Annotated in this window: 1 protein-coding gene and 1 pseudogene; both read right to left on the reverse strand. The window is 42.1% G+C overall.

Annotated elements, in window-relative coordinates:
* Positions 1 to 137 (reverse strand): annotated as a pseudogene (locus ACRCJ0_RS19250) (DNA-binding protein WhiA); the annotation flags it as partial.
* A gap of 24 nt (positions 138 to 161) precedes the next feature.
* Positions 162 to 518: gluconeogenesis factor YvcK family protein (locus tag ACRCJ0_RS19255; protein ID WP_431391832.1), on the reverse strand; the 357-nt coding region annotated here is incomplete at its 5' end.

Genomic DNA, 518 nt, shown 5'->3' on the forward strand with positions numbered 1-518 from the left:
TTTAAGATTAATTGCCCATTCATAAGGGAAATCGATCCGTTCATACGTAGAATGGCTGCTAGCTCTGAACGCGCGTGCTCATAGTCCACTGTTAGCTGAGTGAGTTCTTTCTTTACATCTCCTGCAAATGAAGCCACCAGCTCACCTCTTTCTTATTCACTTTATTTTATGCGATCGTTCATGACATCCATAATAGCGCCGACTAATTTATCCTGGTTGTGGTAAACCCCACTTTTTTCAAGATTTAAAAAGTCACAGCCAACCACCTGACATTTTTGATCTGCCAAGCCTTGACGGTCTTGAGTGATTTGAACTAAATAGTCCTTTTCACTGGCACCCTCCAAGTATTCAAAGGGTACTGGGGTTTTATTCAATAGCACCGTGTCTATCGCCTTAGCCCCTAAGTGTTCGTTAATTACACGTACATGGTCTGCATCTGAGAAATGCTCAGTCTCGCCAAGTTGTGTCATGATATTACAAATATAGACAACTTTTGCGGGCGTGTCAACAATTGCGTT

The organism is Aerococcus sp. L_32 (assembly GCF_050689315.1).